This is a genomic window from Lysinibacillus sp. NPDC058147 (assembly GCF_042884205.1).
Classification (GTDB): Bacteria; Bacillota; Bacilli; order Bacillales_A; family Planococcaceae; genus Lysinibacillus.
In genome coordinates this window covers 601266-616952 of the sequence record NZ_JBHVUJ010000003.1, presented here as the reverse complement: position 1 = coordinate 616952, position 15687 = coordinate 601266, and the positions used below count along the sequence as shown (strand labels likewise).

The 15687-nt window shown below is 35.5% G+C and carries 16 protein-coding genes; 9 read left to right on the top strand and 7 right to left on the bottom strand.

Annotated elements, in window-relative coordinates:
* The first annotated feature begins 311 nt into the window (after positions 1-311).
* Positions 312-560 carry a stage VI sporulation protein F gene (locus tag ACFVT8_RS12440; RefSeq protein WP_132363905.1) on the top strand — a complete coding sequence of 83 codons (249 nt, stop codon included), beginning with the start codon at positions 312-314 and terminating at the stop codon, positions 558-560.
* 256 nt (positions 561-816) lie between these two features.
* On the opposite strand, the gene ACFVT8_RS12435 is transcribed toward ACFVT8_RS12440, so the two are convergent.
* From ACFVT8_RS12435 to ACFVT8_RS12425, 3 genes are all read right to left on the bottom strand, one after another.
* The gene (locus ACFVT8_RS12435) at positions 817-1245 is read right to left on the bottom strand and encodes a GNAT family N-acetyltransferase (RefSeq protein ID WP_387079517.1); all 429 of its coding nucleotides are present in this window, start codon (positions 1243-1245) and stop codon (positions 817-819) included.
* Between the two features lie 3 nt (positions 1246-1248).
* Positions 1249-1764 (bottom strand): YjcG family protein, encoded by a 516-nt coding sequence (locus tag ACFVT8_RS12430; protein ID WP_387079518.1) that lies wholly within the window; start codon positions 1762-1764, stop codon positions 1249-1251.
* Between the two features lie 81 nt (positions 1765-1845).
* Complete coding sequence (locus tag ACFVT8_RS12425; RefSeq protein ID WP_387079520.1) at positions 1846-2565, bottom strand: alpha/beta hydrolase; 720 nt, start codon at positions 2563-2565, stop codon at positions 1846-1848.
* A gap of 112 nt (positions 2566-2677) precedes the next feature.
* Between ACFVT8_RS12425 and ACFVT8_RS12420 the strand changes: the two genes are divergently transcribed.
* Positions 2678-3259, top strand: coding sequence for a phosphatidylglycerophosphatase A family protein (locus ACFVT8_RS12420; protein ID WP_387079522.1), 582 nt, complete (start codon positions 2678-2680; stop codon positions 3257-3259).
* A 112-nt stretch (positions 3260-3371) separates the two neighbouring features.
* Here ACFVT8_RS12420 and ACFVT8_RS12415 read toward each other — a convergent pair whose 3' ends face one another.
* Genes ACFVT8_RS12415 through ACFVT8_RS12405 form a run of 3 tightly spaced genes read right to left on the bottom strand, consistent with a single transcriptional unit; the run spans position 3372 to position 8124 of the window.
* Complete coding sequence (locus tag ACFVT8_RS12415) at positions 3372-5168, bottom strand: ABC transporter substrate-binding protein (RefSeq protein ID WP_387079524.1); 1797 nt, start codon at positions 5166-5168, stop codon at positions 3372-3374.
* 16 nt (positions 5169-5184) lie between these two features.
* Positions 5185-6681, bottom strand: a complete 1497-nt coding sequence (locus ACFVT8_RS12410; RefSeq protein ID WP_387079526.1) for an ABC transporter permease — start codon at positions 6679-6681, stop codon at positions 5185-5187.
* 12 nt (positions 6682-6693) lie between these two features.
* Positions 6694-8124 (bottom strand): ABC transporter permease, encoded by a 1431-nt coding sequence (locus tag ACFVT8_RS12405; protein WP_387079528.1) that lies wholly within the window; start codon positions 8122-8124, stop codon positions 6694-6696.
* Between the two features lie 213 nt (positions 8125-8337).
* Here ACFVT8_RS12405 and ACFVT8_RS12400 point away from each other — a divergent pair, with 213 nt between their 5' ends.
* From ACFVT8_RS12400 to ACFVT8_RS12380, 5 genes are all read left to right on the top strand, one after another.
* A complete protein-coding gene (locus ACFVT8_RS12400) occupies positions 8338-10077 on the top strand; it encodes an ABC transporter ATP-binding protein (protein ID WP_387079530.1) in 1740 nt (579 codons plus the stop codon).
* Between the two features lie 132 nt (positions 10078-10209).
* Complete coding sequence (locus ACFVT8_RS12395; protein ID WP_387079532.1) at positions 10210-10827, top strand: thermonuclease family protein; 618 nt, start codon at positions 10210-10212, stop codon at positions 10825-10827.
* Positions 10828-11596: 769 nt separating this feature from the next.
* The gene (locus ACFVT8_RS12390) at positions 11597-11884 is read left to right on the top strand and encodes a hypothetical protein (protein WP_387079534.1); all 288 of its coding nucleotides are present in this window, start codon (positions 11597-11599) and stop codon (positions 11882-11884) included.
* 38 nt (positions 11885-11922) lie between these two features.
* Positions 11923-12120, top strand: a complete 198-nt coding sequence (locus ACFVT8_RS12385) for a hypothetical protein (RefSeq protein ID WP_387079536.1) — start codon at positions 11923-11925, stop codon at positions 12118-12120.
* Between the two features lie 92 nt (positions 12121-12212).
* Positions 12213-12698, top strand: a complete 486-nt coding sequence (locus tag ACFVT8_RS12380; protein ID WP_387079538.1) for a hypothetical protein — start codon at positions 12213-12215, stop codon at positions 12696-12698.
* 161 nt (positions 12699-12859) lie between these two features.
* Here ACFVT8_RS12380 and ACFVT8_RS12375 read toward each other — a convergent pair whose 3' ends face one another.
* Positions 12860-13732, bottom strand: a complete 873-nt coding sequence (locus ACFVT8_RS12375) for a glycine betaine ABC transporter substrate-binding protein (RefSeq protein ID WP_387079539.1) — start codon at positions 13730-13732, stop codon at positions 12860-12862.
* Between the two features lie 284 nt (positions 13733-14016).
* Between ACFVT8_RS12375 and ACFVT8_RS12370 the strand changes: the two genes are divergently transcribed.
* Together ACFVT8_RS12370 and ACFVT8_RS12365 are read left to right on the top strand one after the other, a co-directional pair.
* Entirely contained in the window at positions 14017-14934 is a 918-nt protein-coding gene (locus ACFVT8_RS12370) for an ABC transporter ATP-binding protein (RefSeq protein ID WP_387079541.1), read from the top strand.
* Positions 14931-15683, top strand: a complete 753-nt coding sequence (locus ACFVT8_RS12365; protein ID WP_387079543.1) for an ABC transporter permease — start codon at positions 14931-14933, stop codon at positions 15681-15683. The genes ACFVT8_RS12370 and ACFVT8_RS12365 overlap by 4 nt, the downstream gene beginning before the upstream one ends.
* Positions 15684-15687: the final 4 nt, after the last annotated feature.

Sequence of the window (15687 nt, the reverse complement as noted above, 5' to 3'; positions counted from 1 at the left end):
AGGATGTTAGCCTAAAATCATCGCATCCATGCGATAACGGCTAACTGACCTGCATCGGTAAAAGCGCCACGTCCTGTGGCATTACCGAAATGACCGAAATCGTGTCAGCCCTCACGCAGGCCCAAGCACAAAGCCGATTCCGAACGCAATTATGCCGAGGCATAATTGATTGTGACAGTAGATAGAGGCTTTAGCTTTTCTTCAGAGTGCTCCATTTTCTGAATAAAGTTTAAAGCCTTCACTAGTTGTCATAGGTTTAGTAGATAAAATGAAGTAGGAAAAATTTAATTTTAACTGATAGGAGGGGGAACATGAATCGCTCGTTGTTTAATTCAATTGAACAAAAAACTGGGGTATCAATGGATGAAATCTTTGCACTAGCAAATGAAATTCAACATGCTGATTTTAAAAATGAAAAACAAGTAAGAAAAATCGTACGACGCGTAAGTAAAATGTCCAAGAGACAAATTACGCAAGAGCTTGAAGATAAGTTAGTACAATCTATTATTCAAGATGGTAATTCACTAGATTTAGATAAAATTACTAAAATGATGAAATAACATGATATATCTATTAGCAAAGCAATATATCTAAAAGGTTGGTTTAAATGAATTTTCATTTATAAATCAACCTTTAAAGCATTGTTTTAATAAAAAGGGTGTTACGATATGCATCAGCATTTTCGTAACACCTGTTTAATCAATTATGCCACGGCATAATTGCGTCCGGAATCGGCTTTGTGCTTGCACAAAGAACTCTTTTTTTCGAACTGAGTTCTTCTATTTCAGCGTATGTTTGGACACCCGCTGAAATAAGTTAGATCTCTTTTTCCATAGCACGATGTGGGATACCAGCATCCATAAATTCAGGAGATGTTACCGTATAGCCAAGCTTTTCATAAAACGGAATAGCATAGCTTTGTGCATGGAGTTTTAGTTTTTTCTTATTCATTGAAATGGCGTGCTTCTCCATTTCATTCATAATTAAAGCACCTAGTTTTTTTCCACGTTGATCTTGTAAAATACAAACACGTTCAATTTTTGCTGTATCATTCTCGATACTTCGTAAACGTGCAGCACCTACAGGGGCATTGTTATCGTACATAATGAAATGCGTTGCAGATGCATCCTCAGCATCACATTCTAGATGAAGCGGCACACCTTGCTCTTCAACAAAAACTTGTTTGCGGACTGCAAACGCATCCTCATGTTCTTTTGCTGTTTCAACAATCTTAACGGTATACAAGGATTACTCAGCTCCTGACAAACGGAAAGTTTCATATGTTGTCCACGAGCCATCTTCCAATTGGTATAAAAGATGAATGCGATCAATTATATCTTTTTCGTCAACACCTGTCATACGTAATTGACCAAAGATGTCATCGTGCTCGGAATCTGTCATTTTTTGAGCAATAGTAATATGTGGTACAAATACATGTTTTGACTCACCGAAAGGTACTTTTTCTTCTAAAGCTTGGCGGAAAGCTGTTAATTGTTCAGTTGGTTCAATGCGGAAATAAATCGCATTTGTTGTTGGGAAAAATGAACTAATGCGTAATGCATGAATGTCTAAAGGTGCATATTTGGTAGCAAGCTCATCTAATTGCTTTACGACAGATTGAATATCTTCTTCCGTAGCATCAAAGCTGTCTTTTAATGTTAAATGCGGAGTAATCTTCGCATAATGAGGATCATAACGTTTGCGATAAGTATTCGCTAAATCTTGCAATTTTTTTGATGGAAATGCCACAATACCGTACTTCATAGGTCATTACCTCCCGAAAATAAACAATTTTTTATTTAAGTATAACAGAAATTTCCGATTTCGTAATTTGAATCGTCCATATTAATTGAAATTTTCAATTAATGCGCGACGTAAATCAGGTTTCCAATATTTCCATGTATGATTGCCATCGAATTCTTCATAAAATGTAGAAAACCCTTTGTTTAACATGAGGTTATGCAGCTGACGATTGGGTGTTAAAAAATCTTTGATGGTTTTATCCATCGTGACAACTTTATCTTCCTCTTTACCGACAATATGGTAAATGGAAATTGTGCCTGGATCTTTAAAATTCTCTACAGCTTGTAGAACATCTTCATCAACATACGGTGATTGTAAAATGACCTTGCCAAAAATACTTGGGTATTTTAATGCGGCCATTAAAGAAGCGGTTGCAGCCATTGAATCACCAATAACCCCACGACTCATTCCCATTTGGTAGGTTGCGTATTCAGCGTCTAAATATGGCACAAGCTCATGGGCTAAAAAACGAAGGTATGCTTCATGTTGTTCACCACTTGGAATATATTTATGACGTCGATCTTTAATGTCCTTATAAGGAACGAATGCAATGATTAAATTTTCGATTTCATAGTCATCGATAAGTTCATCAGCAAGTTTTGTAATACCTCCAAGCTGGAAATAATCTTTGCCGTCTGATGCAATTAAAATATTATATTTATACAGTGGAGAATAATTTGCAGGAACATAAATATAGAGCTGTAATTCCTCCTGTAATGCTTCACTATAGAACTTTAAATCCTGTACAGTTCCCTTATCCAATGATGACACTCCTTCTCATGTTTGTAACAAAATTGTACCATATAGCTAAAGTAAAGGTATAATAGGTTGGGCTAGCACTATTCTAGTAATAAAATCGAAGTGAGGGATAGTTATGCATGATAAAAATACTCGCATACACTCTGATGAAGTAGCGAAGGCAGCCCAAGCTGCACTTTTCCGTCGAGGTGTATCGCTAGAGGATATTGCTGAAATTGTTTATGAAATGCAAAAATCCTATAATGAAGGTTTAACATTAGACCACTGTGTTCATTCTGTTGAGCGTGTATTACGTAAGCGTGAAGTTCAACATGCTTTATTAGTAGGAATCGAACTAGATGAACTTGCAGAGAAAAAGTTATTATCGGCACCATTACAACAAATAGTAGAATCCGATGAGGGTTTATTTGGTGTGGATGAAACAATCGCACTTGGAGCCGTTTTTACATATGGTAGCATAGCGGTAACAACTTTTGGGCACTTAGACAAGCAAAAAATCGGTATTATTAAGAAGTTGGATACAGAACCAGGCCATCATGTAAATACGTTTTTAGATGATTTAGTAGGCAGTATCGCAGCCTCTGCGGCATCACGTATTGCTCATCGTATGCGTGACTTGGAAGAAGAGGGCGGTACATTTGCAGATATCGAGCCTGAAGAGCTAGGACCAAAACCAAAATCACATAATGAGATTTAATAGTATTTTAATATATAACAGAGCCTCCTCAATAATATGAGGAGGCTCTGCTTATTTAGTATACTTAATGAAATGTTTTGTATACGTATACTCATACACTTAGTTTTAATAATTAATTGCTATAGGATTTTAAATATTCTTTTACTTTTGCACTGTCTGCCTCAAGCTTTAATCCAGTATTAACTAGTGGTGAAACAGTGGATACAGCAGGTTTTTTATTGCCTTGATAGTAGCTAATAAATTCATCTTGATTAATTGAGTAAAGAATTGCTTTACGTAGATCTACTGAATCTGATACAGCGCGACCAGATGTATTCATTTGTAGATAGGATACTGCATTACTATCAGCAGTGTGTAACGTTAGTTTATTATCAGATTTTACAATGTCTAGCTTTGTTTCTGGTACTGATTGGAGAATATGGATTTCACCATTACGTAATGCGGATAAAGCACTATCGTTATCAGCGATAAAACGAACATTAATCTTTGCGATCTTCGGTTCATACTCACTACCTACACGGTAAGCTGGATTTTTCACAAATTGTGCTTCATAATCATTTTTCTTCACTAGAATGTAAGGGCCACTTGCATAAAGATGGTTGTTGTATGTTGCTGTGCCTTCCGTTACTGTAGCTTGATCACCATAGGCGATATCCTTATCTGGATTATAACTTGCTACATCATATGTGTTAATGCTTGTTACTTGTTTTTCAGATACGATACCACCCGATTGGTGTGCTAAATAGTTTAACACTTGTGGGAATGGTGTTGGTGTTGTAATTTTAACAACTTGGTATGCGCCAGTTGCATTATTAACAGTCCCTTTATCTTTTGTTAATTGCGTTACGGCAGCAGGGAGTTTTTGAGATAATGCATCTAACACAGACTGATCAGAGCCAGCAACTTTTTTCTTTTGTAATTCAGCTAAGTCAGAAACAATTTCGACCTTTTCGATATTTTCATGAAGACTATATGTGCGATGGTCTGGAACTGATTTTGGATCTTTTGCACGATTTAATGAGAATACAACATCTTCTGCGGAAACTAATTCACCTGTATCAACAGCGGCACCGTCTTTGACAGCAGCGAAGTTAATATCATCGCGTAAAATGAAATAATATTCTTGGTTACCTTCAGCAATAGCATGATTATAAGATAATGATCCATCAGAAACGACATCATCTGTATCAGTTAAGTTTACAAGTCGTACATACATATTTGTATTTAATGTATTAATAGAACCATCATTTCCTTTAATAGGATCAAGCGATGTTAACGAACTAATTGTTTGATGTAAAATCAATGGTTCAGTTGCATTTTTGGATGAGTCATTAAACTCAATACTTTCCCAAACTTGCGCACGGGATTTTGGTAGATGCACTGTTTTTGGATTTACTAATTCAGAGTAAATTCCTTGATATTTATTTGAAATATATAACGGCGCAATATAAGCTTGATCGAATACTAAGTATTGTTCTAATTCTTTATATTTGGCAGCAGCTTCATCACCTGTTAATGTACTTGCTTCTTCGATAAGAGCATCTAATTTTGAATCAGATACAATGCTATAATCACCGCCCGTTTTAAATAAACCACGAACAGCATAATCAGGGTTACCTGTTACTGTTGTCCAGCTCGAAAGCGCTAAATCATAATTGCCAGCATCTTTTTGTGCTGAAAATGAACCATAATCAGGTTGAATATTTAGTTTAACATCAAAGCCATTTTTAACTAGTTGATCACGAACAATGTTCATGTCTTCCTCAGAAGCGGCCATCCCTAATAATTCAATAGCTTTTTTACCTTTACCTTTTGAATCATCTTTACTACCTTCTACTTCAGTTTTTGTTTGTACACAGCCTGCTAACGCTAATACTGCTATGAATAAGAATACAAGTAATCTTTTCATTTAAAAACCTCCATTATTAATTTGATTTTGGATCTAAAGCATCTCGTAACCCATCGCCTAAAAAGTTAAAGGAGAGAACGAGAAGCATAATACAAAGACCAGGGAAAATAGCGACATAGGAATGTGTTTCCAGATACGTACTGCCAACTTTTAGAATATTGCCCCATTCAGGAATGTGTGGCTCAATGCCGAGCCCTAAAAAACTTAAACTACTTGTTGAAATCACAGCACCACCAATGGTTAATGTTGATTTGACAATCATCGGTGCTAACGAGTTAGGAACAATATGCTTAAAAATGATTGCAGCATCAGATGCTCCTAATGCTCTGGCTGATTCCACAAATTCAAAATTAGAGAGCTGCATGACATTAGCTCGCATTGTACGAGCATACGTTGGAATGGCTCCAACACTTAGTGCGATGATTAAATTAATCGTATTGGCACCAAACGCCGCGATTATAGCAATTGCTAGTAAAATTCCAGGAATGGCATATAAAATATCAAGACTTCGCATGATTATGTTGTCTGTCGCTTTCCCGTAATAACCAGAGAACGCCCCAAGCGTACCGCCGATTAAAGCAGGTATAATCGTTGAGAAAAGTCCGACAATAAGTGATATTTGTGCACCGAAAACAATGCGAGAAAATAAATCGCGTCCGTAATTATCAGTACCAAGCGGATATTCTAACGAAGGTGTTTGTAACAATGCTCCGTAGTTATTTTCAATAGCGAAGTCATAGTCAAATGTCCAAGAGCTTGTAACGGACAAAGAAAACATAAATACTATGAAAAATAACCCGAAAACGGCCATCGTATTGCGTAAAATTTTTTCCCAAATTCTATGCCATTTTTCAATTGTAGATGGATTCGCCTTCCGAGCTTTTTGAATAAGGCTATACCCTAGCAATGTTGCAAATAGATTGCCAGTCAATGAGGCAAGAAGCAGCAAAATGCCAGGTAACAGCATCCATTTCGGTGCAGCCTCGGAAGTTACAAATTTTGTACATAGAATTAACATCACGATATAAAAGATTGCAAGGAGTATGAAAAGACCCATTGCAAGTAAAAAAGTATCTGTGACATACGGTTTAAATAAGTTTAGTGCTGAAATACCGATAATAAAAAGCTGAGTGATGAATGCATAAGCAGCAAAAGTATATTCTGATGTCTTACTTTTTGACATAAGTAAAAAAGCAAAAGAGGTAGAAAAGATATTGCCAGAAATTATTGTCAATAACAATGGATAGCCAAGTAATCTAGTGCTTTTTTGTATGTCATTATGGTTGGCTAAATCCTGTTTAATTCGTAAAGTCAGGAAACCAACATAGGCTGTTGTAATTGCATAAACAACGAAAAAGATTAAGACTATTGGTCGCCAGCTTTGAGTAGAGAAATTATAGCTATAAGCTAGAAACAATAAAGAAAACAGTAAGGAAAAGACAAATGTAAAATGTGAATTGACATATTCCTGTGTAATCTTCAAAAGTAGTTTGACATGTAAGCTGTTTTTCATGGTGATCCCCCTTTAAGACTTCTTCATTTTCGAGCGAATGCGTGGATCGAAAAAAGCATACAAAATATCGATGAATAAATTAACGATCGAAATTGTAATAGCAATATAGACGACTCCACCAAGAATAGCTGGGATATCCGGAATAAACTGCTTGTCAACAATATAGCTACCAATACCACTAATATTGAAAACTTTTTCTGTAACAGATGCGCCACCTAACATTCCACCAAAAAGAAGTCCAATCACTGTAATAATAGGAATCATGGCATTGCGAATAGCATGCTTTGAAATCACTTTAAATTCGTTCAAGCCTTTAGCCTTCGCTGTAATAATGTAATCCTCATGTATCACCTCAAGCATACTGGATCTTGTCATACGGGCAATGGAAGCCGTAATGGATGTTCCTAAGACAATGACTGGCATTATTAAAGAAAGCCAGTTTTGAGGATTATATGTAGCTGGGAACCATTGTAGCTTTAATGCGAACGTTAAAATAAATATCAATCCTTGCCAAAAGCTTGGAATGGATAATCCAATCAAGGCGATAAACATAAAGGTATAATCCAAATATGAATTTGGGCGAACAGCTGATATAATGCCGACCGGAATAGCGATAGCGACAGCCATTAAAAGTGATAGGATAGCTATTTCAAGTGTGATAGGAAATTTGTTTACAATGCTATGCGTAATGTTTTCTTTCCCTGCAAAGGAAGTACCTAAATCAAATGTAAATAGGCCAGATAATGCATTCCATAACTGAGATAAATATGGCTGATCCAAGCCGTGGATATGATTAAAGTTAGATATTTGCTCAGGCGTTGCTGTAACACCAAGTAAGTTTCTCGCTGGATCGAATGGTGACAAATATAAAATTGTAAACACCAATGTCGCGACCCCTACAATAACAATGAAACTTTGTAGTATTCGTTCAATGACAAATTGCAGAAATGGATTCGTAAACAATATTAGGACTACATAAAATAAAACAGCCGGTAAAAAAGTAAGGGCCACAAAACTTTTATTTTTAAGCTGTTGACTAAAGAATTGTAAATAGGATGGATCTTCTAAACCATCCTTCAATAAATCTTGCTCTACTAACTGCTGAAGTTTTGTTTCTGCTAATTTTGAAGCAGTTTCCTGTAATTGTTTTTCAGACACACATTCATGAAAGAATTTAGCTTTTGCTAATTCTTGCTCGGCGAATTTAACTTGCCATTGTGTGAACAAACCCTTTTCTTTGTAATACAGACTTCGTTGCTCAAAAGCTTGACGGTATTGGTGCGAATGTTTTGTTTTCCGATAAGATAAGTATGTAAAAGGGTGCACCAAAATACTTAAAAGAAAGAGTAGCACACTGTAAGACTTATGGTGCATAAGCTTTTGATAAACTGAAAAAAAGAATACATGTTCCTTAGGTGAAGAACGAACTTTTGAATTAACCATGCATTTCCTCCAGACTTAAAATAGATTCTAAAATGTGAACAAAACAACATAAGCACACGCATAGAAGCCAACTCATTTTTTGTAAGGTCCTATTGAATAGAATGCAAGAAGAAACATTTAACAGTTTATATTGTATAATTCCTATCAGTATTGTAAAGTATGGATTATACTTGTAATTAAGTCAATCACAAAATTTACAAAAGGATGGATTGAATGAGTGAAAAGCTTCTAGAAATCAGCGATCTTCGTGTATCTTTTATTACGGGAGAGACAGAATTTGAAGCCGTTAAAGGCGTTAGTTTTCATGTAAATAAAGGTGAAACACTCGGAATTGTGGGAGAGTCAGGTAGTGGAAAAAGTGTAACGGCCCGTTCAATTATGCGTTTACTACCATCACCACCTTCATATCTAAAGTCAGGAAATATTTCGTTTAAAGGACAAGAGCTTACTTTATTGAACGAAAAACAAATGGAGACAATCCGTGGACAAGATATTAGTATGATTTTTCAAGATCCAATGACATCTACAAATCCAACTATTCGTATTGGGGAACAAGTGGCTGAAAGTTTAATAAAGCATCAGTCAATGTCTAAATCCGAGGCATATAAGCAAACAATAGAGTTATTAAAGCTTGTAGGCATTCGAAATGCAGAAGAACGATATAAACAATATCCGCATGAGTTTTCAGGGGGGATGCGCCAACGTGTTATGATTGCCATGGCACTTGCTTGTCATCCATCTTTACTAATTGCAGATGAACCGACTACAGCCCTTGATGTAACCATTCAAGCGCAAATCTTAAAATTAATGCGAGATATGCAAAAAAAGATGGGCACCTCAATCATATTAATTACCCATGATTTAGGTGTTGTTGCTGGTATGTGCGATCGAATTATTGTTATGAAGGAAGGAGAGGTTGTTGAGCAAGGTACAACAGAGGAAATTTTCGAAAATGCTCAACATCCTTATACTAAAAAACTATTGAATGCTCTACCGAAGCTCCATGAGAAAAAGCAGCCTAAACCAATTGCAAATATACAGCTAGGAATAGATAAAAATAAACCTTTAATTGAAGTGACACATCTTTCAAAGGAATTCGCATTAGGGCATGGTCAAACAGTAAAGGCCGTCAATGATTTGTCGTTTCATATATACCCAGGGGAAACATTGGGCTTAGTAGGTGAATCAGGTTCAGGAAAATCAACGACAGGTCGAACTATTTTGCAGCTTCATCAGCCTACGAATGGTGAAGTCTTGTATCAAGGTGTTCCCGTTACAAGACTAACGAAAAAGCAGCTTAAAGCAATGCGTCGTCATATGCAAATTATTTTCCAAGATCCATATTCCTCGTTGAATCCTCGAAAAAAAATAGTAGATATTATTGGAGAAGCTCTAGATATTCATAAACTCGTTAAAACGAGTGAAGAGCGTCAACAGCGTGTGGAAGAATTACTTGAACTTGTAGGCTTAAATAAAGAACATACGATGCGCTATCCACATGAATTTTCAGGCGGTCAACGTCAACGTATTGGTATCGCAAGAGCTTTAGCGGTGGAGCCAAATTTTATTGTTTGTGACGAACCACTTTCAGCACTTGATGTCTCTATTCAAAAGCAGATTGTAGACTTATTAAAGGATTTACAGCAGCGCCTTGGATTGACATACTTATTTATTGCACATGATTTGTCTATGGTTAAACATATTAGCGATCGCGTAGCTGTCATGTATGGTGGGAAGATTGTAGAGCTTGCAGAAAGTGAGGAGTTGTACTCGAATCCACAGCATCCATATACACAAGCTTTATTACGCTCAATACCAATTCCAGATCCGGCAATAGAAAAACAAAAATATATGGATACTACAAATAAAGACATACAAACACACTATGAGATTGAAAATAGTCAGCTTGTTGAAGTATCTCCAAATCATTGGGTTGCCATTGCAACTACATAACTTGAATGTAGTAGCCTGATATTTTACAATAGAAACATCGTGAAAACTTTAAGGACTTTTGTTGAGTTAGGGATTCTTTTAGAAGGTTCCTTAAAGTGTAATAAAGATGAATAGTTGTGAGGGACCTACTACATGAAAATGCAGGATATAAAAACGTTAATTACGAGTGGTACAATCATTATTGCCGTTGCATTGTATATGATTTTTGGCAGATCACCAGCCCAAGAAAAAGATGCAACATCGACTAACCAGAATGGTACTATTTCGATTGAACAAGTTGAACAAAAAACAGGAAATAAACGCTTTGATGTAGATTATATTAAAGCATATGATGGTGATACAATTCAGGCGACAATAAATGGCAAGAAACAAAAAATTCGTCTATTGATGGTAGATACACCAGAGATGAATTATAACAAAGGTGAAGCGCAACCTTATGCTGAAGAGGCAAAGGACTATACAATTAAATTGTTAGAACACGCCAAAAAGGTTGAAGCGGTTTACGATGTTGGACCAGAAACAGATAACTACGATCGCTTATTAGCATATGTCTTTATTGATGATGTAATGTTACAGGAATCATTATTAAAAGAAGGACTTGCGGCAGTACGCTTTATCCATAAACCAAACAATACGTTTGAGAATCAATTTAGAGAAATCCAGCAAGATGCAGAAAAAACAAAATTAAATATTTGGTCACATCAAAATTACTTCCAAAAAGATGGCTTCCATCCGGAGGTATTGAAATAAAAGTTATCAAACAAGGGACTGTCCTATAAGGCAATGAAAAATGCCTTTTGAGGACAGTCCTTTTTTTTATTCAAAATATATAGTAGTAAATAAAGTGGAGCTTATTGAGTTTGGCAAAAGGCTACGCTTTAATTTTGGGTTAAAAAGCTAAATAAATGAATTCCTTTTACTTCATCAAAATTCTACTTACTACGTAAGTTCTTTCAAGAATATTATCAACGTATGAAAAAAAATACAACTATATTTTGCCATTAAGTTACAGAAGTGAATAGTGATAATATATATTGGATGTCTTTGGAGAGATATCAAAAATTTATATTTAGGAGAGTAATATCGTTAAGATTGTATTTCTTGATTGAAGAGATGCAAAACCGAAATCGGTTATTTCAACAGTCGGTAGAAGAGGTAAATAAATACATATTATCAGAGTGTAAGAAAGGAAAATATAGGTGTATCTTATCCTATAATTCAATTTTGATGCTAAGATTTCTTTCAATGAGAGTTTTTCTATATTGTGCATTTTTTTTGATTGTTACATTTAAATTTGCTAACAAACAAAATTATTTTATGATTTATGTTTTTCTTTGGATTATTTGGATGTTTGAGAATTATTTAATTCATTTTAAAAAAATCAATAAAAAAGCTAGCTCATGGTGGCTTAATTACCTGTGGATTGTATTGGTGATTTTTACTTTTATAGCGATTCAATTGTATTTAGAGCTTTATCTTTTAAGTTAAAAAATCAGGTTTTAAAAGGGAGATTATCACAATGATAGAAGATCTAATATCAGAACTACTATCAGAACTACTATCAGCATTAGTGCCGCAAGGAGTTACTGCATTAGATACTAAGAAAATTGATAAAAACATAAATTATTTATTAAGAGAAAATTGGTTTAAAGAACTATATGAAAATGAAAAGTATAGACATTTATTATATACGAATAGAAAAGTTAGAGGCTATTTAGAGAGTAAAAGAAGAGTAGACAAACTTGTAGCGGATGATAAAAAAAGAAAAAAACTAATAGATCTAATGGAGAGTCAATTAAAAGATTAGAATAGTAGACTGAATGGAATCTACTTAAGGAGAAATGTATGGATATTATCTTTATAATTTCGGGCCTAATTACATGTACTATCTCATTAGCATTTGCCTATAAAAGTTTAAAAGAAGAAGATAGTATAAAGGATAAACTATTATCGTTTATTGATTATTTTACTGATTCATTTAGTGGGCCTACCTCTTTGCTTTATTTAGGAATTTTATTAATACTAGTTGGCTTAATTGCTTGAAGTTATCATATAAGGGCTAAAAATATCAGAAAATATTTACAAAAGTGTTGATTCCGTGGTAATACCTTAAATTTAGCAATGGAGGCGATATATTGAAGTTACATTATAATATTTATTTGTTAGAGAGATTTTCCTCTGTAAACATTATACGAATTCAAGAATTTATTGATGAATATCTAAAAATAAAGTCCATTAAGGATGTGTCGACTCAGATTAGTGAAGGTGAAATTAGTTACCTTGTTCATATGGAAACGGATATTTTTGAAGAGTTAGCATCAAAAGTTTTGAATCAATTTGAATATGAACTATCTGAATATACTATGTTTTTACACAATCATTGTCATTTTACTAGATATACTGATAATGATGATATCATTCATACAGTAACAGCTTACCATGTAAGTGAAAACGTGTGGGAAATTTATTACGATGGTGGTATTTTAGATGTGCCAAAAAATACTGGTACTGTAGAGGGGGAAACTCGCTATATATATAAATTGGAATTAGACCCTTCAGATGATAACCAAGAAAAAACCTTGGAAAAATCCTTTGATGATTGGCTAAATACAATTGTGTGATGGGCTATAAAATAACAAAAAACTCCATTCACTAATCGGTTCAGTGAATGGAGTTCTATTTAATTAAGTGTATAGTGAGTACTCTAACTTATTGGGCGAGCACCTATACGACACAATATGTAAACCTTAAATCATCAAAGTGGTTGTAGGAATGTGCATAATTATTTTACATCTTTTGTCCACTCAGAAACTTTATCTTCATTGTCTTTAATCCATTTTTTTGCAGCCTCTTTAGGATCAGCGCCTTTCATAATATCAAACATAACACTTTCAATATCTTCTGGAGTCCAGTGGAAGTTTTTAAGAACACTATAAGCTCCCGGATTATCCTCTTTTAATCCTTTACGTGCAAATGTACCAATATATTCTTCGGCTCCGTATATACCTTTAGGGTCGTCTAAATATTTTAAATCAAAAGCGTTAAATTTCCAGTGTGGAGACCAGCCTGTAACGATGATTTCTTCATTTTTTGCAATGGCTTGAGTAAGAGCCGCTGTCATTGCACCTGAAGATGAGGTAACTACATTCCAGCCTTCAAGGTTACTATATTCTTTATAAGCATTTTCTGTAGTTGCTGTCATATTTGCTCCAGGGTCAATGCCAGTTATCGTTTTACCAGCTTCATCTGTTAAATCTTCGATAGAGTTTACATCCATATAACTAGGAACAACTAATCCGATTTTTGCACCTGCAAGGTTTTCACCCAAATCGACTATTTTATTTTTGTACTTTTCAACTTGTGGGGCATGTGTTTGTGGTAACCAAGCCGACACCATACCATCAACCTCGCCTTTTGCAAGAGCTTCCCACATAATTCCATTATCTAGAGGCGTTAGTGTTACATCATATCCTAAATCCGCAAGAACTTGTCCCACTACGTTTGTAGAGGCAATTTCTGTATCCCATTCAACATACGCTAAGTTCACTTCATTTTTTTCTTTATTTTTCGTGTCTTCACCATCTGAGCTACAAGCAGTTAATACTAACATTAATGCTAAAGCTAATCCTATCTTTAATAATTTATTGACTCTCATAAAATCTCCCTCTCTTTATTATAGGATGAGATATATCTAAATATTAACAAGTAACAACTTAAAGTTATCAAAAGGTTGTTACTTTTGTCAAATCGGTTTATTTCATAAAATTGTAAATCTTAAATGGAGATTCGAGATAGGACAAGTAAAAAAGTTCAAGTTAAGAGCAGTTGAATATTTAATTTAAGGCTGTCGTAAGGCTCACTTTAGATTTGAGAAAGGTAAATTCATTAAAGTTTGAGCTGAGCAGAAATTAAAAGACTTGAATGGAGATGATTTTTCCAATGAATACATCGGCTATTGTGCAAACACAAAATCTTACCAAAAAGTATGGATCTATTAATTCAGTAAATAAAGTTGATCTTCGTGTTCAGGAAGGAGAGATTTATGGTTTTTTGGGTCCAAATGGTGCTGGAAAAACAACTACGTTAAAAATGCTGCTCGGGCTCATCAAGCCTTCTGAAGGGACAATCAATATTTTTGGGGGAAGTTTAAACAAATATCGATCATCCATTTTACAACGTACGGGATCCTTAATCGAATCACCTTCTTATTATGGGCATCTGACAGGACTCGAGAATATGAGGGTCATGCAACGACTAAGAAATGTACCAGATAAAAACATACATGAGGCACTTCGTATCGTACGTCTGGAAAATCAGAAGGATAAAAAAGCTGAACAATATTCGCTAGGAATGAAGCAGCGATTAGGTATCGCAATGGCCTTGCTCGCCTTTCCGAAGCTACTGATTCTAGATGAACCAACGAACGGTCTTGATCCCGCAGGTATTGGTGAAATCCGAGAACTCATTAAATCATTGCCCGCACGCTATGGGATAACTGTATTGCTCTCTAGCCACATGCTCTCGGAGATTGACCAAATTGCTACTTCAGTAGGCATTATCAGCGATGGGAATCTACTGTTTCAAGGAAGTATGGAGAGCTTACGGAAAAAAGGCAGAAGTGCAATCCTTCTTAAAACCGGAGACAACACTAAAGCAGAGAAGTTGCTCCTCACGCAAGGTTATAGTCTAACAAAAAGCGGTAGCCGTCTTGAATTCGACAATCTTCAAGACGAGGAGGTTGCAGAAATCAATAGATTCCTTGTAGGACATTACATTCCAGTAACTAGGATTGAAGAGCAAAAGAAAAGTTTGGAGGACATTTTCCTGGAGCTGACAGGGAAGGGGAGAAGCTTGTGATTAAAACATTAGAACTAGAATATTACAAAATACGTCGCAAAAAAATATTGATCATGATTACATTATTTCTTGGCGTGGAGATGCTTTGGGCGTTCATGTCTATCACCCGGTCCATAGCTAAAAATCCGGATCACGCTGTGTGGGAATCTATCATTTTCAATATATCCTCCATGAATGGGCTTTTTATGCCAATTATTTCGGCCATCGTTGTCTCTCGTATTTGTGATATGGAGCATAAAGGGGCAACCTGGAAATTGCTTGTTGCTACTAATGTGAGACGCGGTAATCTCTACGCAGCGAAGTATATTTGTGCGAATAGTTTGCTCTTGTTTGGCATTCTTACACAGACCGTAATGATGATTTTATTCGGATTGATGAAAGTTTTTCCTAGTACACCTCCTATAGAGATTCTACTCCAGTTTATTGTAGGTAACTTGCTGACGACTCTCGCTGTTTCGGCTCTTCAGCAGTGGATTTCTTTAGCCATTAAAAATCAAATCTTTGCGCTATGCCTAGGTATGTTAGGAGGCTTCGTCGGGATGACAGCAGGACTATTCCCGGCTGAAGCAAGACATATTTTTATATGGTCATATTATTTGGATCTCAGCCCGGTAACTTTTCATTACACGGAGTCTACGAGTCTCTATATAACACAGTCTGTTGGGGCAGGTATTGTATTGCTTGCACTAGCGATGACCGTTCTATTTTATATTGCCGGAAGCATCCATGTATCCCGGCAGGAAATTTGAGGTG

Excerpts from the sequence above, each read along its gene's own strand:
- ACFVT8_RS12410 (WP_387079526.1), bottom strand. The coding sequence starts at position 6,681 with ATGAAAAACAGCTTACATGTCAAACTACTTTTGAAGATTACACAGGAA.
- ACFVT8_RS12400 (WP_387079530.1), top strand. The coding sequence starts at position 8,338 with ATGAGTGAAAAGCTTCTAGAAATCAGCGATCTTCGTGTATCTTTTATT.
- ACFVT8_RS12420 (WP_387079522.1), top strand. The coding sequence starts at position 2,678 with ATGCATGATAAAAATACTCGCATACACTCTGATGAAGTAGCGAAGGCA.
- ACFVT8_RS12395 (WP_387079532.1), top strand. The coding sequence starts at position 10,210 with ATGAAAATGCAGGATATAAAAACGTTAATTACGAGTGGTACAATCATT.
- ACFVT8_RS12440 (WP_132363905.1), top strand. The coding sequence starts at position 312 with ATGAATCGCTCGTTGTTTAATTCAATTGAACAAAAAACTGGGGTATCA.
- ACFVT8_RS12385 (WP_387079536.1), top strand. The coding sequence starts at position 11,923 with ATGGATATTATCTTTATAATTTCGGGCCTAATTACATGTACTATCTCA.
- ACFVT8_RS12430 (WP_387079518.1), bottom strand. The coding sequence starts at position 1,764 with ATGAAGTACGGTATTGTGGCATTTCCATCAAAAAAATTGCAAGATTTA.
- ACFVT8_RS12370 (WP_387079541.1), top strand. The coding sequence starts at position 14,017 with ATGAATACATCGGCTATTGTGCAAACACAAAATCTTACCAAAAAGTAT.
- ACFVT8_RS12390 (WP_387079534.1), top strand. The coding sequence starts at position 11,597 with ATGATAGAAGATCTAATATCAGAACTACTATCAGAACTACTATCAGCA.
- ACFVT8_RS12415 (WP_387079524.1), bottom strand. The coding sequence starts at position 5,168 with ATGAAAAGATTACTTGTATTCTTATTCATAGCAGTATTAGCGTTAGCA.
- ACFVT8_RS12375 (WP_387079539.1), bottom strand. The coding sequence starts at position 13,732 with ATGAGAGTCAATAAATTATTAAAGATAGGATTAGCTTTAGCATTAATG.
- ACFVT8_RS12405 (WP_387079528.1), bottom strand. The coding sequence starts at position 8,124 with ATGGTTAATTCAAAAGTTCGTTCTTCACCTAAGGAACATGTATTCTTT.